9 protein-coding genes and 1 pseudogene are annotated in these 22,226 nt (G+C 49.1%); 5 read left to right on the top strand and 5 right to left on the bottom strand.

Translation table 11 applies throughout. The annotated features are described in order from the left end of the window. Positions 1-13 precede the first annotated feature (13 nt). The 3 genes from tcyC (at position 14) to bslm_RS01990 (ending at position 2,504) form a co-directional block, all read left to right on the top strand. Positions 14-757 (top strand): cystine ABC transporter ATP-binding protein TcyC, encoded by a 744-nt coding sequence (tcyC, locus tag bslm_RS02000; RefSeq protein WP_003246629.1) that lies wholly within the window; start codon positions 14-16, stop codon positions 755-757. A gap of 320 nt (positions 758-1,077) precedes the next feature. Beyond that, entirely contained in the window at positions 1,078-1,725 is a 648-nt protein-coding gene (locus bslm_RS01995) for a YczE/YyaS/YitT family protein (protein ID WP_003246558.1), read from the top strand. Positions 1,726-1,829: 104 nt separating this feature from the next. Next, entirely contained in the window at positions 1,830-2,504 is a 675-nt protein-coding gene (locus tag bslm_RS01990; protein ID WP_003246659.1) for a 4'-phosphopantetheinyl transferase, read from the top strand. Here the strand turns inward: bslm_RS01990 and bslm_RS01985 are convergent. Beyond that, positions 2,499-3,833, bottom strand: a complete 1,335-nt coding sequence (locus tag bslm_RS01985) for an aminotransferase-like domain-containing protein (protein ID WP_003246711.1) — start codon at positions 3,831-3,833, stop codon at positions 2,499-2,501. The two genes, bslm_RS01990 and bslm_RS01985, sit on opposite strands and share 6 nt — an antisense overlap. Positions 3,834-3,956: 123 nt before the next feature. Here bslm_RS01985 and bslm_RS01980 point away from each other — a divergent pair, with 123 nt between their 5' ends. Together bslm_RS01980 and bslm_RS01975 are read left to right on the top strand one after the other, a co-directional pair. Further along, the gene (locus bslm_RS01980; RefSeq protein ID WP_046380783.1) at positions 3,957-4,895 is read left to right on the top strand and encodes a DMT family transporter; all 939 of its coding nucleotides are present in this window, start codon (positions 3,957-3,959) and stop codon (positions 4,893-4,895) included. 53 nt (positions 4,896-4,948) lie between these two features. Further along, a pseudogene (locus bslm_RS01975) lies at positions 4,949-5,505 on the top strand (YcxB family protein). Positions 5,506-5,519: 14 nt separating this feature from the next. Here the strand turns inward: bslm_RS01975 and bslm_RS01970 are convergent. The 4 genes from bslm_RS01970 to srfAB all read right to left on the bottom strand — a co-directional run bounded on the left by bslm_RS01970 (position 5,520) and on the right by srfAB (position 22,219). Then, entirely contained in the window at positions 5,520-6,746 is a 1,227-nt protein-coding gene (locus bslm_RS01970; protein ID WP_038428347.1) for an MFS transporter, read from the bottom strand. A 100-nt stretch (positions 6,747-6,846) separates the two neighbouring features. Further along, positions 6,847-7,575 carry a surfactin biosynthesis thioesterase SrfAD gene (srfAD, locus tag bslm_RS01965; protein ID WP_003234568.1) on the bottom strand — a complete coding sequence of 243 codons (729 nt, stop codon included), beginning with the start codon at positions 7,573-7,575 and terminating at the stop codon, positions 6,847-6,849. Positions 7,576-7,603: 28 nt separating this feature from the next. Next, positions 7,604-11,431, bottom strand: coding sequence for a surfactin non-ribosomal peptide synthetase SrfAC (gene srfAC / locus bslm_RS01960; RefSeq protein ID WP_046380782.1), 3,828 nt, complete (start codon positions 11,429-11,431; stop codon positions 7,604-7,606). 36 nt (positions 11,432-11,467) lie between these two features. After that, positions 11,468-22,219, bottom strand: a complete 10,752-nt coding sequence (gene srfAB, locus bslm_RS21590) for a surfactin non-ribosomal peptide synthetase SrfAB (RefSeq protein ID WP_046380781.1) — start codon at positions 22,217-22,219, stop codon at positions 11,468-11,470. Positions 22,220-22,226 lie beyond the last annotated feature (7 nt).

The raw sequence follows: 22,226 nt of genomic DNA, 5'->3' as shown, positions 1-22,226 counted from the left end.
GGAGGTTCCGAGTATGCTTACCGTTAAAGGATTAAACAAATCATTCGGTGAAAATGAAATTTTAAAAAAGATAGATATGAAGATTGAAAAAGGAAAAGTCATCGCCATACTTGGGCCTTCAGGTTCAGGGAAAACGACGCTGCTCCGCTGCCTGAACGCTCTGGAGATCCCGAATCGCGGAGAGCTTGCATTTGATGATTTCTCCATCGATTTCTCCAAAAAGGTGAAACAGGCGGATATCCTAAAGCTTCGCCGAAAATCCGGAATGGTGTTTCAGGCGTATCACCTGTTCCCGCACCGCACAGCCCTCGAAAACGTGATGGAGGGCCCTGTTCAGGTGCAAAAACGGAACAAAGAGGAAGTCAGAAAAGAAGCGATTCAGCTTCTTGATAAAGTCGGATTGAAGGACAAAATGGATTTATATCCGTTCCAGCTTTCCGGCGGCCAGCAGCAGCGCGTCGGCATCGCCCGCGCACTGGCGATACAGCCTGAGCTCATGCTGTTTGACGAACCGACCTCAGCGCTTGATCCCGAGCTTGTCGGAGAGGTGCTGAAGGTTATCAAGGACTTGGCCAATGAAGGCTGGACCATGGTCGTCGTGACCCACGAAATCAAGTTCGCGCAGGAGGTTGCGGATGAAGTCATCTTCATCGACGGCGGCGTTATCGTGGAGCAGGGACCGCCGGAGCAAATTTTCTCCGCACCAAAAGAAGAACGGACACAGCGGTTCTTAAACCGGATTTTGAACCCGCTGTAATAAGAAAAACAGAGCGTCAGCGCCCTGTTTCAGATTATTGACAAAATCCTAAAACGATATTCGTTTTAGGATTTTGTGATTTTCAGCGTGATTGAAAACCTTTGAAGTCTAGGAAGGGCGAGCATTGGAGCACAGCTAATGTTAAATTCGTGAGCACCGAAGCACAGGCCTGACAACGAATGCAAGGGTTTGCCAACACGCTGAAACAGGGCGCCTCCGGCGGCCCTGTTTTTTTGTTGAGCCCCTTTCGCCTATTCCGCCCTTCTGTCAGATGTGCTACAATGACAATCGACTGATTTTTACGAAAGAAGGGACCTCACGTGAAGCAAGAACTTGTTCTGCGCTGGACATTTTATTTTGCCGGTTTGATCATTTTGGCTTTTGGTGTATCCCTGACGATAGAAGGAAAAGCACTCGGCATTAGTCCGTGGGATGCATTTCATTACAGCCTGTTTCAGCACTTCGGGCTTACCGTCGGCCAGTGGTCAATCATTATTGGAGCGCTCATCGTCGGATTCACGTCATTGTTTACGAGAGCTTGGCCGAAAATTGGTGCCCTCCTGAATATGGTGCTCATTGGTGTATTTATAGATTTTTTCAATTTCATTCTGCCTGCCCTCTCGACCTACACAGGCTCGATCATCGTCTTCTCTCTAGGCGTGGTGCTGATTGGTTACGGCGTCGGTGTTTATGTATCAGCAGGCCTTGGCGCGGGGCCGCGTGATTCACTGATGATGCTGATTACAGAAAAAACCGGCTGGAATGTGCAATGGGTGCGGAACGGCATGGAATTAACCATTTTGTTTGCGGCATGGGGCATGGGCGGACCGATCGGTTTTGGCACCATTTTGACCGCCATCCTCACCGGACTTATTTTGCGTTTTTCATTGCCCCAGTCAATCCAGTTGCTGAATTATGCTGTGGCAAGGCGGACAGCCGCAGTGAAAGCATCTCCGCCTGTACACTAAAACAAAGCCGCCTTGGCTTTGTTTTTTTATTTTCTCCTCTATATGAGTCTTGTGGAAGTATGATAGGATGGTTTTGACAATCTTTTGCAGACGGAGGATCTAGAATGAAGATTTACGGAATTTATATGGACCGCCCGCTTTCACAGGAAGAAAATGAACGGTTCATGTCTTTCATATCACCTGAAAAACGGGAGAAATGCCGGAGATTTTATCATAAAGAAGATGCTCACCGCACCCTGCTGGGAGATGTGCTCGTTCGCTCAGTCATAAGCAGGCAGTATCAGTTGGACAAATCCGATATCCGCTTTAGCACGCAGGAATACGGGAAGCCGTGCATCCCTGATCTTCCCGACGCTCATTTCAACATTTCTCACTCCGGACGCTGGGTCATTTGCGCGTTTGATTCACAGCCGATCGGCATAGATATCGAAAAAACGAAACCGATCAGCCTTGAGATCGCCAAGCGCTTCTTTTCAAAAACAGAGTACAGCGACCTTTTAGCAAAAGACAAGGACGAGCAGACAGACTATTTTTATCATCTATGGTCAATGAAAGAAAGCTTTATCAAACAGGAAGGCAAAGGCTTATCGCTTCCGCTTGATTCCTTTTCAGTGCGCCTGCACCAGGACGGACAAGTATCCATTGAGCTTCCGGACAGCCATTCCCCATGCTATATCAAAACGTATGAGGTCGATCCCGGCTACAAAATGGCTGTATGCGCCGTACACCCTGATTTCCCCGAGGATATCACAATGGTCTCGTACGAAGAGCTTTTATAAATGGCTCATCAACAGCTTGACACCGCGCTCAATATCTTCCGTTTTCACATTGGAAATATTGATTTTTAATAGATTTTCTTTCGGATAATCTGATAAATAATGACGGTCTATCGCCTCAAGGAGAACCCCTTGTTTTTCCAGTCTATGAATCACTCTTGAGGCGGGCAGATCCTGAGGAAGCACCAGATGGGTGTGCATACAGGGTGCCTGCCCGCTGGAGAACGTAAAGCGTCCGCTTCCCAGCTGCCTGTGAGTTCGAATGGCTTGATGTAGCCTCAGCGACCGCTCTTTATAAGAATCTCTGATTTTCTCCTTATGCCTGCCGTACATACCGCTTTTCAGGTAAATCTCCAATGCCGCTTGAGAAATCATCGAACAGTCGATGTCGTTCAGCTTTTTGTACGCATAGAACGTGTCAGTCAGCGCTTCGGGCAAAACAGCCGCCCCCACGCGGAGGCCGGGGAACATCATTTTCGAGAAGCTTTTCAAATAGATGACATGTGAGGACAGATCATATGCGTACAGCGGATCTGCCTTTTTATTTTCCTCCAGATCACCGAGGTAATCATCCTCAACGAGATAGACATCATACGCTTCTGCCAGTCTCACAAGCTCCTGTTTATCACGCTCTGACAATGAGCACCCAAGCGGGTTATGGAAGCGCGGCATCGTATAAAAAAATTTAATCGATTCTGTTTGAAATAACCGCTCAACCTTGGCTATATCAAGCCCTTCTTCCGTTCGTTTCACCCCGATGGCGGGAATCCCAAGTGTCTCAAGCTGTTCGACCATCAAATGGTAGCCCGGCTGTTCAATGGCGATCTTCTCTTTCCCATTTGGGAACGGCATGGCACAAAGCAAGGATAACGCCTGCTGGACACCTGATGTAATGAAAATATGCCGTTCATCCGCAAATACCTGTTGAGTGGCCAAGAGCTTTCGGAGTACGCGGATGAGTGATGGAAGCCCCTTTGGCGTCCCATAAATAAACAAATCGTTTTTGTATGTATCAATCGCTTTGTTGATGCAGTGCTGAAAATCAAGATACGGAAACACATCGGGATCCGGCGCAGATGTGGCAAAGTCGATGGGGCCAGGCTGCCCGCTTTTTGATTTCCCTGACTTTTTCACAATATAATAGCCGCTTTTCGGAACAGAATAGATAAGGTGGCGCTTTTCCAGCTCCTGCAGCGCGCGGATCACTGTGCTTTTGCTGACTTGGTAGCGGGCGGACAGCTGACGGATAGATGGAAGCCTGTCTCCTTCTTGATATGAGGTGCTTTGCATCATCTCCTCTATCCTCGTTAATAGACTCATATATTTCTCCATGCCTTCTCCCCCTGTTTTGTACCGGTACAGTTCATTGTTTTTCTCATTGTACCGTTCTGACCGCGGCCATACAATAAAGGGAGCGACCGGCGCTGCAATTCAGGTAAAGGAGCCCTTCCCATTATGGTTAAACATCAGCAAACCCCCGCTTATATAGCGGCTATTTTATATTCGTTCATTATCGGTTTATCCTTTCTATTCGTAAAAATCGCACTGCAAACAGCAGAGCCGTTTGATATTTTGGCGCATCGGTTCACCATTGCGTTTGCTGCGGCCACTGTACCGATCTTATTCGGCTGGGTAAAGCTATCAATCCGCGTAAAGGACGTCATTGCCATTTTGCCGCTCGCCCTGCTGTATCCCGCGTTATTTTTCAGCTTTCAGGCATTTGGCCTTGTGTACTCGTCCTCCTCTGAAGCGGGAATTATTCAGGCAGCCATTCCGATTTTCACGATGGTCTTTGCCGCTTATGTTTTAAAGGAACGCCCAACGTGGACCCAAAAGGGGTTCACGGTTTTATCCGTTGCCGGCGTCATGTTTATTTTTGTGATGAAAGGCGTTGACGTGGAATCAGCCAGCTTAAAAGGGTCTTTGCTGATCCTATTGTCCGCTTTGTCTTCAGCGATGTACAATACTGCTGCCAGAAAAATGACGCAGCGGTTCAAGCTGACCGAGCTCACCTACATCATGTCAGCCATCGGCTTTGTCGTCTTCAACGCCATCGCCCTTGTGCGTCACGGAGCGGCGGGAACAGTCGGCACTTATTTTCTGCCGTTCCGGGAGCCCGGCTTCGTTCTCGCCATTGTGTATTTGGGCGTGCTGTCTTCACTTGTTACTTCGTTTCTGTCTAACTATACGCTGTCGCGAATTGAGGCGTTTAAAATGAGCGCTTTTAATCATGTATCTACCATTGTGACGATGATTGCAGGAGTTTTGATTCTCAACGAAAGCCTGGCCTGGTATCATCTTGCCGGGGCTGTTTGTATTATGATTGGCGTGGTGGGGAGCAATATCAATCTGGAGAAAAAAACAAAGCGCCTTGGTATGCCTGCAAAAAAATGAGAAATTATGCTAGACTGAAAGGAAAAACATGGTTAGAGGTGTAGGTTTACCGTATGATTCAATATGCTAGTGAAAGTATCAATCTTCCAGGAGAAATCGCTTTTAAGGATGTAAGAGAAATCTTTTTTTATCAAATCGCAAAAATATCATGCTTTTACTTTCTGTTGTTTTGCGCCATATTTGCTGCAGTTAACTTCATTAACGGATGGCCCCGTATCGTTTATGGCAGTGACGCGCTTAACTTGTTTATGAACAGTATGTTGATTATCGTGATGTCCGTTCTGTTTACACTGCTGCTTCTCCTTCTTCTATATGTGAAGTTTTCCAGAGCATACAAGAAGAACGAACGGATGAAATCTAAAAGAACATATACTCTGAACCAAGAAGGAATTCGTATATGTTCTAAAAAATATGACCTCATTTTCAATTGGGATGAAATCACAGCTGTTTTCGAATATAAGAATATCTTCCGCATCAATACATCCAGCAGCCAATATATTGCGATCCCAAAACATTTTTTCATTCCCAAGTGGAGATGAATAGATTCAAGAAGATTATCCTTAAAAATACCGGAACAAAAAAACTCAAATTTAAAAAGGATCAGCATTGACAGTGCTGATCCTTTTATATTGAATGGTGAGTTTCTTTTGCCTTCTGTTTATTGAAAAACGGCACCAGCTCTATTACAGCCGATAAACCCACAAACACAATGCACACAGCGACAATCAGCAAATAACCATGAGTCATGTCAAAAAACAAACCGCCCGCATACACGCTGAGAGCTCCGGCAACCTGATGGATAAAGAAATTGATGCCTAACAGCGATCCGATCAATCCTGTTTGATAGCTTTCCGAAATTGACGCCGCGGTCAGCGGGATCACGCCTGTGTAACTGAGCCCGAATAACAGGATAAACCCGAAGTACCAAAGGTCGCTGTGATGAATTCCGAGAATGGGAATGAGCAGGCAAATGAGGCTGAGCAGCCGAATGAAAAATAAGATGGATAGCATGACGCTTCTGCTGCCGAGGAGATCTGACAGCCAGCCCGCCAATAATCCGCCAATGATGATAAATGCCCCGAACGCGGCCATCATTCCGTTGACATGAGAGACATGCGCATCCTTCAGTATCGGGACGAGGTGAGCATCAATAATTCCCATTGTAAATCCGCAAGTAAACACGCCGAAGTACAGGATATGAATGAGGCGGGATTGCTTCATCACGTTCCAAAACCCTCGCCAATCATAAGATTTTTTCACAGTTTCCGCTTGCGCATGTGGCGGGTGCTTCATCCCAAAGACGAGGAGCGGCAGCAGAACAGCCGCCATGACGATTCCCAAAATGGTATAGGTGCTCTGCCAGCCGGCATGATACGGAGCCGCAGCCCAAATGGGCGAGAGAAGCAGCAGGCCCGCAGAGTTGGCATTGGTCAAAATAGCAAGCGCCAGACCTTTGTGTGTGTCAAACCAACAGCTGATGAAATACTGGGTCGTCACGCCGACCGCGCAGGAATACCCGATTCCGCCAAGCACACCGTAAATGGCGGAAAACACATGAACATTCGGTGAATAAGGAAGCACCAAAAAGCTTGCGCTGATGCAAACAGCTCCCAGCGCCATAATTTTTCTGACACTGAAACGGTCGATAAAAAAACCGACAAAAAACTGGACGATGCCGGTTGTGATCATAAAAATGCTGACAGAAACCGAAATCAGCGACCTGTCGGCATGGAAGGCGTCTGCCATTGGCAGCATAAAAAATTGAAAGGAATTTCTGAATGAGTTCATTCCGATGGCGAAAACAAACGTAAACAGCAATACAAACCATTTCATCCTGGGAGACGTGCGCATGTTTCGACCTGCCTTTATTTGAGTATTTCGACTATTATACCATGCAGAAATTGGCATTCAACACAAAAAAAGCGGAACAGCCGAAGCTGTCCGCTTTTGATCACGGTTGAATGATCGGATGCTGATTCAAGATCGCAAAAATCCGTTCTGCGACTTCTTCCGTTTGTGACAGCAGGAACATGTGCCCGCCGTCAAATTGATGGAATGTGATGTCTTTTGCCCACTTCTTCCACCCTTCCGCATCTCGTATGCACTTTTTATCATCAAGCCCGTTAAAGACATGAACAGGCGACTGGATCTGGGCCAGATCGTAAAGCTCAAATTGTTCAAGAGCCCGGTAATCTGATCGGAAAGAAGGCAGGAAAAAGGACATGACCTCCTTATTTTCAACAAGCTCTGCGGGCATTCCGCCTAATTGGATAATATGATCGAGAAACTGATCATCAGGCAGGTGGGACACTTTCTTCCGCTGAATATGAGGCGGCTGGATTGCAGAAATGATAACCGCCTGCGGAAAGATGCCTTCACGCTCAAGCTTTTGTGCCAGCCTGAAGGTGATCATTCCGCCCATACTGTGTCCGAACAGCACAAACGGCCGATCAGGGCGAAGGTTCAGTTCTTGCTTGTACAAATCCGTCAGCTCTTCGAGATCCTCAATGGCTGACGTTTGATTCGTGCCGTGTCCCGGCGGCTCGGCAGCGAGCATCTCGCACTCCCCCTGCAAAAAAGCATGGAGAGGGCGAAACGACGCCGAATAGCCGCCGGCAAACGGAAAACAGATGAGCTGTGTTTTTTCCGACGCATCAAATGATTTGAAGAGTTGGCTCATTGGCTGTCTCCTCCTTTCATCACTTCATTTATGAAACCGTTACGGTTTGTGTATTAAGAAATTCGAGCAAAATCCCGGCATTCCTATCTAGCGTTTCGCCCTGCAGCATTTCTGCGTGTGTTCCGAAGCCTCTTTTCATACGGTAAGCACCTGTTGTAGCTTCTTCCCATGATGCAAGCCATTCCGGCATGTCAAAATCAGCGCCGGAAGTCAGCAGATCAATATCTGCTTTCACCTGGCCTGTGCTGATCAGGTTGACGTAGTATGAGTAAAAGGCATGTGTTTTTTGCTTGAGGCCGTGTTTGACGGCTTCGCTGTTGAGCGCTTCATTGTCCCGATTGACATTCATCAACGCTTCGACATCACTTTCAACCGTGCGTCCGTCCAGATCACTGACACCTTGTTTTTTATAGGAATCCACCATGATGATCCGCTGAACAATACGGCCTTGTTCCTCAAGCTTTTTCGCAGCTTCAAACGCCAGGCTGCATCCCGCTGAATATCCAAACAATGTTAAAGGCCCTTCCGGCTGCAGCTTCTGGATCAAATCCGCATAGCGGTCAAGCCGGTCTTCCTCCTCAATAAAATCAAAGGCGCATAGCTTGTATGACGGCAAGCGGCTGGACAGATTTTGGTACATAAGGCCATAGCCCAGAACCGGCGGAAATGCGAAAATGATCTGCTCCTGATCCTGATTCATTATCGTTACATCCTGCAAGCCATCAGAGCCCCCGTTTTTCAAATACGCTGAAATGCCGGCGATCGTCGGCGCTTCAAACAAAAGCTTCACTGGAAGATCAATCCCGAGCTCTTTCTTGATGCGGGACGCGGCGGTCATGGCCTTCAAGGAATGCCCTCCGAGCGCAAAGAAATCGTCATGAATGCCAATTTGCTTTCTGCCGAGAACCTCAGACCATATTTGTGCGATTGTTTCTTCCATCTCGTTCCGCGGTCCAATCCATTCTTCCGCCAGCTGATCCTGATCAGGTTTTGGGAGCAGCCGTTTATTGACTTTCCCGTTCGTCGTTAAAGGAAGCTCATCCAAGAAGGTAAAGGTTTGCGGCACCATGTAAGCAGGAAGCTGTTTTTTCAGGTGCGCCTTCACGTCTTCAGCTGAAAGCTGCGTTCGGTTCACAAGGTAGGCATTGATTGATGCATCGCCAGACTCATGGCGGTCCGCCACAACGACCGCATCTTTCACACCTGGGTATTCCTGCAGCTGCTTTTCGATTTCTTCAAGCTCAATCCGGTGTCCGCGTATTTTGACCTGGTCGTCAATACGGCCGGCGTATTCAATCGTTCCATCCGGCAGCCAGCGCGCTAAATCCCCTGTACGGTAAAGCGTTTCTCCCGGCTTGAACGGGTTCTCGATAAACTTTTCCTTCGTGAGGTCAGCACGATTTACATACCCTTTTGACACGCCCATTCCGCTGATGCACAGTTCACCGACCGCCCCGAATGGCTGGAGCTGGCTTTGCTCATTCAGAATATAAACACTGGCATTGCTGATCGGCTTTCCGATCGGCAATGAGGAGATGGAATCCGGCAGATCATGCACGACGTGAGCTGTCGCAAACACTGTTCCCTCAGTCGGCCCGTAGCAGTTAATCAGCTTGCCCGGCCCCATGATCCGCAGCGCTTTTCTGACATGAGGCACTGACGCGCGCTCTCCGCCGAATAATATACAGCGAAGCCCCTTCATCCAATCCTCTCCCGCATCTGTGAGAAGATTAAATAGTGCGGTTGTCGCAAACATGACATTGACATTCTCTTGCAGGATCAGATCTGTGAGCCGTTCTGTATCAAGCAGCGTATGTTCATCTGCGATAATGAGCCGTGCCGCATTCAGCATAGAAGCATAGAAATCAAAGGTAAATGCATCAAAGGCGTAATTCGAAACAGACAAGAACGTATCCTGATCAGAAAATGCCATGTAGTCTACATGCTTGACCAATCCTTGAATATTGGCATGAGTGGTGATATTGCCCTTTGGCTTTCCGGTTGTGCCGGACGTGTACATGATATATGCCGGATCATTAGGATCAATCGCGGTTGCAGGATCGCTTGCCTGTTCTTCAAACCGTGTTTGATCATCAATGAAGAGCGTTGTGCCTGTATACGGCAGCTCAGCCGCTTGTTCTTTCATCTCCTGATGCGTCAGAAGACAGGCTGCCGCACTGTCAGCCAGCATATACGAGATTCGGTCCTCTGGCAGCTTCGGATCAACCGGCAGATAGGCTGCTCCCGCCTTTAATACACCGAGAATGCCGATCACCAGTTCAAGTGAGCGCTTCGTGTACAGCGCTACAACAGAGCCTTTGCCCGCACCGTGTTTTTGCAGCCGGCGTGCAATGCGGTTCGCTTCCTCATCTAATTCGCGATAAGACAGGGTCTGGCCGGAATACGTAAGCGCCGGTGCATCCGGATTGGCGTTCACTGCTTCCTTGAACCAATACGTCAGAGGCTTTGTTTCATGAGCTTGAGCCGGCGGGTTTAAGCCGGTTAGCAAAAATTCTCTCTCCCTGTCGTCAACGAGGTTGATCGTGCTGACAGGCTGATCAGGATTCTGGATGAGCTGCTGAATTGCTGTAAGAAGCTGAGATTTCAAGCGCAGGATAAACGCCTCATCAAACACATTCTCATTATAGGCAAGCTTAATCAGCATCTCATCTCCCGGGGAAGCCATCAGGTTGAGATCATAATTCGACTTCTCAAAAACATGAACATCCACCATATCAAAGCCGTTTTCACTGCTTTCTTCATTTTTCGCATCCTGAAGCGGATAGTTCTCAAAAACAATGATGTGGTCAATCAGTTTCGGCTGATCGGCCTGGCTTTGGATGTCATAAAGCGGCACATATTGATGCGGCTCGGACTGCAGCGATTGCTCCTGCAGCCGCTTGAGCAAGCCGTTAAATGTGATACCCTCAGACAGCTTCACACGTCTCGGGACAACGTTGATAAACAGCCCGACCATATGTTCAACGCCTTTGATTTCCGCGGGACGCCCTGAAACAACTGTACCGAAGGCCAAATCGCCAGACTGCTGATAGCGGCTGATCAATACGCTCCAGACTGCCTGCAGCGCCGTACTCAAAGTGGTATGCTGCGATTTTGCAAGCTCGGTAAAGGCCTTTGTTTCCGCCTCCGACAGTGAAAAGAGCAGCTCTTTCGGCTCATAGCCGTCCTTTTGTTTCTTTCTTTGCTCCGCAAACGTCGTTTGTCCTTCAAAGCCCTCTAAATATTCGCGCCAGTAACGCAGTGATGCTTGTTTATCCTGCTTTTCAAGCCACTTGATGTAGTCTTTATACGGTTTGACGGGCGGCAGGCTGTACGGCTTTTGTTCGCGCAGAGCATTGTATACCTTAAATAGATCCTGTACGACGATGCCGAAGCACCATCCGTCCAAAATAATGTGGTGGTAGCTCCACACCCATTCAAAGCTTTCTTCAGCTTTCTTGAAAATGGCTGCCCGCATCGGAATATCCCGCGTCAAATCAAAACCCCTGATCTTATCCTGTTCTTTGTACTCATTGATTTTGGCTGTTTGCTCGCTGCCCGTTAAGTGTGTCAGATCGATTTCTTCTATATGGAACTGCCGTTTTTTCAATACGACTTGGACAGGCCTTTTTACTTTTTCGTGAATGAACACGGTACGAAATACATCGTACCGGTCCATGATCACATTCATGCTTTCTTCAAGACATTTGATATTCAAGCTGCCTTTTACTTTCATCGTGATTTGTTCAAGGTAAAAGCTTTGGCCGGGATTCAGGATGGCATGAAAAAGCATCCCTTCCTGCATCGGCGATAGGTAATACATATCTTGAACCTGATCCTTGCTAAATTGACTCATATGTTTCGCTCCCGCCTTCTGTAATTCCCTTGCGTTTTATTTTAAATTCTCCTCAAGCATGTCAAAGATATCTCCCATCTCGTCCATTTCAAGGTCTTCGGCGCTGAAGTCGCTTGGTGTGAATTCCTTGTCTTCTTTTTCCGTGCAATGGCGGATTAGCATCAGGAGGTTTTCTTTAAACCGTTCCATTTGCTCCTCGACTGTAGCTCTTTCAAACTCCTTCTCATTGTAGGAGCAGGAAAGCACAAACCGGCCGTTTCTGATCATGCCGCTGAAGCTTAATGCGTACAGCGCCTCTGATTCTCCGCTTACTTGGCGCCCCATATCGAAAGCGGACGGTTCAAAGAAATCGGTTTTGACTTCACTGTCGAATTGGCCCAAATAGTTGAAGCTGATCTCCGGTGTGAAGCCCTTTGTTTCCGCTGTTTCTGTGAAATAACGAAGAATGCCGTAGCCAACACCTTTGTCCGGAATGCGGCGCAGGTTTTCTTTGACTGTTTTGATCACAGCTGAGGCATCTGCGTCAGATATGTCGAGCACAACAGGGTATTGTGCCGTAAACCAGCCGACCGTTCTGGAGATATTCACATTCGGGATAATGTCCTCCCGGCCGTGTCCCTCAAGGTTAATGCCAATTTTGGCCCCCTTTGTCCATTCTTTCATTGTCAAACCGAGCGCGCTGAGAAGAATATCGTTGATTTCAGTTCCATATGGCTGATGAACATCTGTTAAAAGATGCTTAGTGTCTTCTGCCGTTAATTCACATAGGACAGATGATGTATCCTTGACGATCCGCTGCTCTGTTTCACAATCCTTAGGTAAAGGAGAAACCTGTTCAGCGGCAATTTGCGACCAGTATTCAGCCTGCTGTAAAAGATGCGCTGATTGGCTGAATGCCGCCAGTTCTTCCGCCCAATCCTTGAAGGAGTTTGTTTTTTGCGGGAAGACAAGGCTCTCTTCTTTCTCAGCCTGCATGTAGCCTGAAGCAAAGTCTTCAAGCAAAATCCGCCATGACACACCGTCGACCACGAGATGGTGTACAGCAATGAGCAGGTGATCCCCAGCTTCTGTGCGATATTGCTCCGCCTTTAAAAGCGGCCCGTTTCGCAGATCGAGACTGCTTTGCAGCTTGTTCGCGAGAAGCTTAATCTGGCTTCTCAGCATCTCTTCATCGGAGCCGTACAGATCCACGATTTCGAAGCTGACCTTGCTCTCACCGATCGGTTTATACACCTGAACGATGTCCCCGTTTTCCTCGCGGTAGACCATGCGGAGCGCGTCATGATGCTCGATCAGCGCCTGCAATGTTTTCTCCACCCGTTCAGGATCAAAGCCCTTTTTGGCGTGAAGCATCACCGATTGGTTCCAGTGGTGCTTGTTCGTGAAGTTCTTTTCAAAGAACCAGCGCTGGATCGGCGTCAGGATGACTTCGCCCTCCACCGGGCCTTGGTCTGCCTGTTTGCCTTCGGCACGCTCTACGTACTGGGTGAGCTCTTCGATCGTCGGATGCTGGAAGAGATCTTTCATTTCCAGCTTCCAGCCGTGCTGATTCAAGCGGCTCGCCATTTGAATTCCTTTGATGGAATCTCCGCCAAGCGAGAAGAAATTGTCGGTGACACCGACTTCAGACATTCCAAGCACGTCCTGCCAGATGCCGGCAAGCAGCTCTTCCATGTCGGTCGTCGGCGCTTTGTATTCTCCGCTTCCCGCTTCGATGTCCGGCTCAGGCAAGGCTTTGCGGTCGACTTTGCCGTTTGCCGTAACCGGAAGCTCGTTCAGCGTCACCCAGAACGCCGGGATCATGTAATCCGGCAGGGTTTCCTTTAGTGTTGATTTTAGTGCTTCTATGTCAGCTGTTTCCGGTGTGACATACGCCGCGATCGCTGTATTGCCGCCTTTATCTTTGACAGCTGTCACCGCCGCATCCTGCACCTCAGAAAGCTGGGCGAGCTGGACTTCAATTTCTGAGAGCTCGATCCGGTAGCCGCGGACCTTGACCTGCTGGTCGATCCGGCCGATGTATTCGATGCCGCCGTTCACCCACTTCACCAAGTCGCCGGTGCGGTACATGCGTTCACCCGGCACAAACGGATCAGCGACAAACCGCTTCGCGGTTTCGTCTTCTCGATTCAGATAGCCTCGTGCCAGTCCGCGCCCCGCCACGCAAAGCTCTCCGGCTACGCCTTCCGGCTGCACCTGATTGCCCTCGCCGAGAATGTATACTCTCGTATTGGCAATGGCCCGTCCGATGGAAAGCGAGCCTTCCTCCGGATGGATTTCTGCGCTTGTGGCAACGACCGTATTTTCTGTCGGCCCGTAGTTGTTGACGAGTGTGTACGGCTTTTTCACTGCCCGCTTCAGCTTGTCTCCTCCGGTCAAGAGGACGCGAAGTGATGTGTTCTCAAGCTCCATGAACTGTTCCGCAAGCTGTGTCGGCAGGAACGTGATCGTTACGCCGTTCGTTTCAAAATAATCGTTCAGGCGGACGATATCGAGGCGGATCGCTTCATCAATGACGTGAAGTTCAGCGCCGATCGTCCAGGTCGGGAACATCTCCCAAATGGAAGCGTCGAACCCGAAGCCCGCGTACTTCGCACTGCGGTCCTCCGCTGTCATGCTGAACGCGTCGTGGTGCCAGAAGCACAGGTTCACAAGCGCATGGTGCTCGACCATGACACCCTTCGGCTGTCCGGTCGTTCCAGACGTGTAAATCATGTACGCCAAGTTCTCCGCGGTTACAGCGGTTTCTGGATTTTCCTCGTCGTTTTCATCAAGCGGCAGGCTTAGAATCGTGCGGCTTCCGTCGAGAAGAATGACATCTCCCGTATAGCTGTCCGGCACTGAAATGCCTTCCTGTTTCAAGAGAAGCTTCGCGCCGCTGTCCTGTAAAATATACTCAATCCGCTGATCCGGGTAGTCAGGATCAATCGGCACAAACGCCGCTCCGGCTTTCAAGACGCCGAGCACCGCGGCGGACATTTCAAGCGACGGCTTCGTGAGAACGCCGACGCGGTCATCCGGGCTGATGCCGCAGTCCATCAGAATCCGGGCGAGGCGGTTTGCCTTCGCGTTCAGCTCGCCGTACGTCCAAGATTGGCCGTTGTATGTGACAGCCGGGCGGTCTTTGTGGCGCTGGACAGTCTCTTCGAATAGCTGATGAACCGTTTTGTCTGTCGGCACAGGCAGCGCTTTGCCCTTCCATGCCTCAAGAAGCGCTTGCTTTTCTGTCTCGGTGACCAGTAACAGACTGGAAAGCGGCTGGTTCGGGTTATCCGCAACAGCCTTTAGTAGCCGCAGAACGTATTCGCTCCATTTTTCAGCTGTTTCTTTTGCGAACAGATCTGTCGCATATTCGAGCTGCAAGCCAATGCCATTTTCATCAGTAAATCCGCCCAGTGTCAGATCAAACTTAGAAGTTCCCTGATGAGCCTCATAAGGTGAAATGCTCAGATTTTGCAATGTAAGCTGTTCTTTATCAGGGTTTTCTGTCGTCACCATCACATTAAACAATGGGTTTCGGCTCATATCCCGAGGGAGATCAAGCTGATTAACCAGATCTTCAAACGGATACTCCTGATGCTCAAGGGCTGACAGGTTCGTCTGCTTTGCTAGCTCCAAAAGCTCCGCAAATGTTTGCTGTTCTTTCGCTTCCATTCTCAGGGCAAGTGTATTGACGAACATTCCCGGCATGTCCTGAACATCAGCATTCGTCCGGCCGGCAGTAACGGAGCCGATGACGATATCCCGCTGTCCGGAAATTTTGCTTAAAAAGACGTGGAAAACAGCATGGAGCACCATGTGCAAGGTCGTTCCGGTTTCGGCAAGCAGTTTTTCTACCGCCTTTGCCGTCTCACTTCCCGTACGGAAACGGATCGTATCTCCTTTAAAGCTTTGCACAGGCGGACGGGCATAATCGAGCGGGAGATCAAGCTCTGGCAGCTCGCCTGAAAGAACTGACATCCAGTACGCCTCATGCTCCTTCATCCGTTCTTTTTGCTCAGCTTCATTTTGCCAAACGGCGAAATCTTTATAATGAAGCGTCGGCTCCGGAAGCTGCTCTCCTTTGTAAAGCAGCGCCAATTCTTTTACAAAGATGCCTCTTGAGACGCCGTCTGCGATGATATGATGCATATCTAAAAGCAGCAAATGTTTTTTCGCTTCTATTCGAAGCAAAGCTGCGCGAATGAGCGGTGCGTCGTTTAAGTCGAATGGCCGGATAAATTCCTTAATCTTTTGGTCCGCTTCGTCTTCTTTGGCTTCAAACACATGAAGATCAACCTCCGCCTTCTCAATGATGCGCTGAACAGGCTCACCATTAGCTTCCATAAATGACGTCCGCAATGATTCGTGACGGTTCACAAGCTGATTGAGTGAGTCGCGCAGGCGCGAAATATCAAGCTCTCCTTCCATTAGAAGAACAGATGGCATGTTGTAGCTTATCGTCTGGCGGTCAAGCTGATTGAGCACGTACATTCGTTTCTGTGCGGATGACAATGGATACATATCCTGCTTGTCAGCCGGTTTGAGTACTTGATGGCCGCCTGAAACAGCAGACGCCTCCATATAAGCCGCCAGCTGGCGAACTGTCGGCTGCTCGAACAGTGCTTTAAGCGGTACGCTTTTCTCCAATTCCGCCTGAATGTTGGCAATCAGCATCATCCCTTTTAATGAATGGCCGCCTAAATCGAAAAAATTGTCATCAATGCCGATGGCTTCTATGCCAAGCGTTTTCTGCCAAATGCGGCATAAGCTTTCTTCAAGCGCTGTCTCCGGTGCGGCCAAGGCCTTGCCTCCGGATTGTGCCGCGTTAGGCTTCGGCAGAGCGTTTCTGTCGGTTTTTCCGTTTGCCGTCAGCGGAATCGCGTCAACCTGCACAAAGAAAGCAGGAATCATATGAGACGGCAGTGTTAGGGAAAGCTGGTACCGGAGCTCTGCTTTTTCAATATCTTGATCCGACGTATAATACGCGCAAAGCTCTTGAAGACCGCCCTCGGAAACCGCTAGTACAACCGCTTCTTGAATTCCGCTGAGGCTGAGCATGACCGTTTCAATTTCTTTCGGCTCAATGCGGTAGCCTCGGATTTTCACCTGATCATCAGCCCGGCCGATAAATGCAAGCGTACCGTCAGAAAGTCTTCGTACGACATCTCCGGTTTTGTACATGAGGCTTCCCGGCGAATATGGATTTTCTACAAATCTCTCGGCTGTCAGCTGAGGCCTGTTGAGATACCCTCTCGCGAGCCCCTGTCCCGTGATATAGAGCTGTCCGCTCGCTCCAGGCGGCACAAGCTTCAATGCTTCATTTAAGACAAGCGCACCGGCATTCGCAATCGGGCGTCCGATTGTCGGGCGTTTCGCAAATGCATCCGGCTCATACAGATCAACCCGCCCGGCGATGGCGCCGATCGTTGCTTCTGTCGGGCCGTAGTGATTGATAAATTCGGTATGTCCATACATCTTACGGAAGGCGATAACATCAGTCGGGATGATTTTTTCTCCTCCCAAGACGATCAAGCGCAAGGATTCAAAGTTCGCATCTTTTGCAAAACTGGCGGTGTTCACTATTGTATGGAACAGAGACGGTGTCAGCTTGATATAAGTGATCCCATGCTCCTTGATATAGTGCGCTATTTCATCCGGCGCCGTATAGGTTTCCTTCTGGACGATATGGAGCTCGCCCCCGCCCAGAAGTACAGGGAACATGCTCGTATAGCCAAGGTCAAATGCGTAAGATGAAAGCAATACAGTCTTATCATTTTCCGTCAGGCCCGCCTCTTCACTAAACCAAGAGACATAGTTTGTCAGATTACGATGCTCAATCTGCACGCCCTTTGGCTTTCCGGTCGTACCGGACGTATAAATGACGTATGCAAGATTGCGAGACCCGGAAATGGATGATGGGCGCTCCTTGCTTTCATTTCTCCATTTACCGTCATCAAGGCTGACAATTATCCCTTCATATTGCCCAATAGCCGTCATGTTTCTTTCATTCACGACCGCAAATTTTGCTCCGCTGTCCTCTAATGAATAACGGATTCGTTCTTCAGGTGTATCAGGATCAATCGGAAGGAAAGCTGCCCCCGCCTTCATGACACCGAGAATGGATACCATGACTTCAGCTGACCGGTCCATAACAATCGCGACGATGTCTTCATTTCCTGCCCCTTGGGCACGAAGATGATGCGCCAGCTGGTTCGCCTGTTCATCAAGCTCGCGATAGGTCAACAGATTTCCGCCAGCCTTCACCGCAGAATGGTCAGGTGTTTGCTGGGCCTGTTTTTCAAAAAGTGCTGCAAAGGTTGCTTCGGTAATTTGAGTCATATGTCTTTCTTCTAGCAAAGCAGCCGTTTCTGCAGATGAAAGCAGATCTACATCAGACAGCCGAACGTTCGGATTAGCCGCGGCCGCTTTGATGATATTGACAAAGTGGCGGCTCCAGCGGCGGATCGTCTCGTCCTTAAACAAGGCAGTCGCATAGTCAAAGCTTAGGCCGATATCCTCTTCACGCTCGACCGCTTCCAAGGAAAGATCAAATTTCGCAACATGATGAAGCATGGAATACGAGGAAATCTTCAAATCTCCTAATCTTAATGAAGGAATCTCCATATTCTGCATGTTGAACATCACGCTGAACAGCGGACTTCTGCTTGTATCCCTTGTAAGCGGAAGCTTTTCAATCAGCTCCTCAAGCGGATAGCTCTGGTGCTCGAATGCTTGAAGGCTGGCTGTTTTGACCTCTTCAAGGAATTGCGCGAAGGTTTTATCTCCCGCTGGTGCCGTTCTGAGTGCCACCGTGTTGACAAACATACCCGGCACACCTTGCAGATCAGGATGTGTTCTGCCAGCTGTCGGCGAGCCGACAATGATATCATCCTGTGACGCGTACTTGGAAAGGAGTACATTGAACGCCGCCAGCAAAAACATGTACATTGTCGTATCTGTTTCTGCCATGAGCGATTTGATTTGAGCCGTGATTTGCTTATCAAGCCCAAACATCACGCGCTCTCCCGCAAAGCTCCGTTCAGCAGGCCGCTCGAAATCCGCGGGAAGATCCAGTATTGGCAGTTCGCCTTTAAAGACATCGAGCCAGTATTCCTCATCTTTTTGATAATCAGTTTGTTCTTTGTGCCAAACTGCGTAATCTTTATAGTGAATTTGTGGCAGTTCCATATCTGCGCCTTGATATATTTTGGCAAGATCACCGATTAGAATGCCTGTTGAACTTCCGTCAGTAATAATATGATGCATATCAATGAGCAGCAGATGGCGTTTTTCTTCCAGCTGGACAAGCTTCGAACGGACGAGTGGCGCGCGGTTTAATTCAAACGGCTGAACAAATGCTTTGATTATCTCTTCCGCGTCTTCTTCCCGTCCCTTGGCAGCCTCCAGCTGGAACGATATGTTTTTATGAACGGTTTGCACAACCTCTCCGTCGATCATGTCAAACGATGTACGGAGGATTTCGTGCCGGTTGATTAATTGCTGAATCGCGTTTTCAAGCCGGTCTTTATCTACTTCTCCCTCCAGCAGAAGTACAGCGGGGACGTTGTAGCTTGTGTTTGCTTGTCCAAGCTGATTGAGGATATACATTCTCCGCTGGGCCGGGGATACAGGATAATGCTGCTGATAAGATGCTTGCCTGATCGATTCAAACGTCTGCTCCTCCTTGCTTTCGTTCTCTTCCAAATACAGTGCCAGTTCTTGAATAGTCGGCTTTTCAAAAAGCACTTTTATCGGAACTTCCTTATGAAAATGCTCTTGAATTTTCGCCGTCATCATCATCGCTTTCAAAGAATGGCCGCCGATCATAAAGAAGTTATCGGTAACGCCTGCTTTGACGCCGAGTATTCCTTCCCAGATCTCCGCTAATTTCTTTTCACTCTCTGTTTCTGGTGCTGCGTATTCCGGCTGCACGGCTTCTGATTGCGGTGCAGGCAGTTCTTTTTTGTTGATTTTCCCGTTTGGCGTGAGCGGCAGACTGTCCATTTGAATCAGGTGGGCAGGGACCATATAGTCAGGCAAAGACTGAGACAGTGTTTTTCTCAGCTCACTCACAGCCACTTCACGATCCGCCGTGAAGTACGCGCAAATTTCATTTTCATCTGCTTTGTTCTTGCGGATGATCACCGCAGCCTCTGTCACATGCTCAGCCATGTTCAGTTTTGTTTCAATTTCGCCAAGCTCAATTCGGAAGCCGCGCACCTTCACTTGGTTGTCGATTCTGCCTAAAAATTCGATATTGCCGTCCGGCAGCCATCTTGCCAAGTCACCAGTGCGGTAAATTCTCTCACCCGGTCTGAACGGGTCTTCCAGAAATTGCTTCTCCGTCAGCTCAGGGAGATTGACATACCCACGCGCTACACCGATTCCGCCTACGCAAAGCTCACCAGGCGCGCCGATTGGCTGCAGGCATTGCTGCTCATCCATAATATAGGCAGTGGAATTTCCGATCGGCTTCCCGATTGGGATAGAGCCGCCATACTCGCGGTCGATCAGAAAACTGGTTGAAAACGTCGTGTTTTCTGTCGGGCCGTATCCGTTCCACAATGAAAGCGACGGCGATGCCTGTTTTACTTTGCTGACAATATGCGGGACAAGGGCATCTCCGCCGATGATTAAATGGCGCAGTGTGCCGAACATACCCGCATCCTTTGCAGCAAGCTGGTTGAATAAAGGTGATGTCAGCCACATAGTTGTGATGCTTTGCTCACGCAGGAATGCAGCAAATTGTTTCGCATCAAGCAGTGTCTCTTTTTTGACCGGATAAAGTGCTGCGCCATTCAGCAGTGCGCCGAATACCTCAAACGTTCCGGCATCAAAGCTGACAGCTCCCGTTTGCGCCATGCGGTCTTCTTCAGTAACAGGAACGTACCCGGCATTTTTGACGAGGCGCAGAATGCTTTTATGTTCGATCATGACGCCTTTCGGTTTGCCCGTTGAACCGGATGTGTACATGATGTACGCCAAATCAGACGGGGCGGATGGCAGGTTGAGATTGTCAGCCGCTTCACTCTCTTCAAAGCCTATGTCCAGTGTAAGAACCGGCACTTGCAGCTGATGTGCCTGCCCTGTATAAGAATTTCCGATCAAAACCATTCGAACGGAGCTGTCCTCTGCCATGAAACGAAGACGATCCCCAGGAAGCGCTGGATCAAGCGGCACATATGCGGCGCCTGCTTTTAAAACAGCCAGCATGCCGACAACGGTTTCTACTGAGCGGTCGTTCATAATCGCTGCTGTTTCCCCTTTTTGAAGCCCATGTTCGACAAGCTTTCTCGCCAGACGGTTAGCCGCTGCATTCAGCTCGCGGTACGTCAGCTTGGTTCCTTCATATACGACGGCGGTGCTCGCCGGCGTCCGTTTCGCTTGCTCTTCAAACACTTGGTGAACAGCCATTCCTTCAGGGAGTTCGGCTTTCGTGCTGTTAAACACCTCGACAATTTGCCGCTGCTCTTCGTCTCCCACAAGCCCGTACTCACGCACAAAAGCGGCCGGCTGATCGACAGCTGCTTCCATCATGCGGGTAAGGTGCTCCGCTGTCCGTTCGATAAAAGCGGAATCAAAGGCGGCTCCGTTATATTTAATTTTGACGGTCCACGTTTTGCCCGGATACACAATCAGGTTGAAATCGAAGCTCGTTTGTTCAAATGCGCTTTCTACCTTAATCGAAAACCCGAGGCGGTCTTCCATGCTGCCGTTTTCAAGCTCTTGATCAAGCGGATAATTTTCAAACGCGACCAGATGGTTTAAGAGATTGCCATCAAGAGCTGAGCGTTTTTGAATCTCATAGAGCGGCACGTAATCGTAACGCTCTGCCTCTACTGCATGCTGCTGAACAGCTGTGAAAATATCAGCGAATGCAGCATCTCGTTCAACTTTCACCCGCACTGGAATGGTGTTGATAAACAGCCCCGCCATCGTTTCGATTCCGTTGATTTCAGACGGTCGTCCCGAGACGACCGTTCCGAAGATCACATCATCCGTAAAGTTGTATTTGCTGAGAACAATGCCCCAAACGGCCTGAAATAGGTTAGGCCCTGTCACTTGATGGAGATTTGCAGTTTGCTGAATACGGGCAACCAGTGTTTCGTCCCATGTAAATGAATATTCTTTATTGACGTATTCGTCTTTTTTCACAGGCAGGCGGCCCGGGAGCACGCTTGGCTGTTCAAAACCCGCCAAGCGCTCGCTCCAGTAGCTCTCCGCTTCTTCATTGTCCTGTTTTCCAAGCCACTTGATGTAATCGGAATAAGGCTTGCCCTGACCGTTTGCCGGTGTCCTGCCTGCTCTGAGCGCTTCATAGTTTTGGAACAGGCTTTTCATGAGGACGCCCATGCTCCAGCCGTCCATCATAATATGATGATTGCTCCAGACAAGATACAGCTGATCTGCAGCAAGGCGGAAAACCGCTACCTTGAACAATATGTCTTTTGCCAGGTTAAAGCCTTGGCGCTGAACGTCTTGTTTGTAACGCTCAATGTGCTCTTTCTGGCGGTTTTCGTCTGCATGACTGATATCCTCATAATGCACTTTTGTTTTGCGTTCCGCTAACACGACCTGACGCGGTTTTTGCAGCTGCTGATGCACAAATACCGTACGGAGAATATCGTATGACCGAATCAGTTCATTGACGCTTTTCTCAAAGATTTCAAGATCAAAAGCGCCGTGAATCCCAAGCTCTAATTGTGTGAAGTACGAGGAAGAATGCGGATCAAGCATCGCATGATACAGCATTCCCTCCTGCATTGGTGTCAGTGCGTACACCTTTTGAATCGATTTTTTGCTCATATGCCAC

The sequence above is a fragment of the Bacillus sp. LM 4-2 genome, assembly GCF_000978495.1.
In the GTDB taxonomy this organism is placed as follows: domain Bacteria; phylum Bacillota; class Bacilli; order Bacillales; family Bacillaceae; genus Bacillus; species Bacillus subtilis.
Note: the sequence above shows the minus strand (reverse complement) of the source record. Positions and strands in the feature narration are given on the sequence as shown.

Coding starts and splice junctions, on each gene's coding strand:
- tcyC (WP_003246629.1), top strand. CDS start 14: ATGCTTACCGTTAAAGGATTAAACAAATCATTCGGTGAAAATGAAATT.
- bslm_RS01990 (WP_003246659.1), top strand. CDS start 1,830: ATGAAGATTTACGGAATTTATATGGACCGCCCGCTTTCACAGGAAGAA.
- bslm_RS01985 (WP_003246711.1), bottom strand. CDS start 3,833: ATGGAGAAATATATGAGTCTATTAACGAGGATAGAGGAGATGATGCAA.
- bslm_RS01980 (WP_046380783.1), top strand. CDS start 3,957: ATGGTTAAACATCAGCAAACCCCCGCTTATATAGCGGCTATTTTATAT.
- bslm_RS01970 (WP_038428347.1), bottom strand. CDS start 6,746: ATGCGCACGTCTCCCAGGATGAAATGGTTTGTATTGCTGTTTACGTTT.
- srfAD (WP_003234568.1), bottom strand. CDS start 7,575: ATGAGCCAACTCTTCAAATCATTTGATGCGTCGGAAAAAACACAGCTC.
- srfAC (WP_046380782.1), bottom strand. CDS start 11,431: ATGAGTCAATTTAGCAAGGATCAGGTTCAAGATATGTATTACCTATCG.
- srfAB (WP_046380781.1), bottom strand. CDS start 22,219: ATGAGCAAAAAATCGATTCAAAAGGTGTACGCACTGACACCAATGCAG.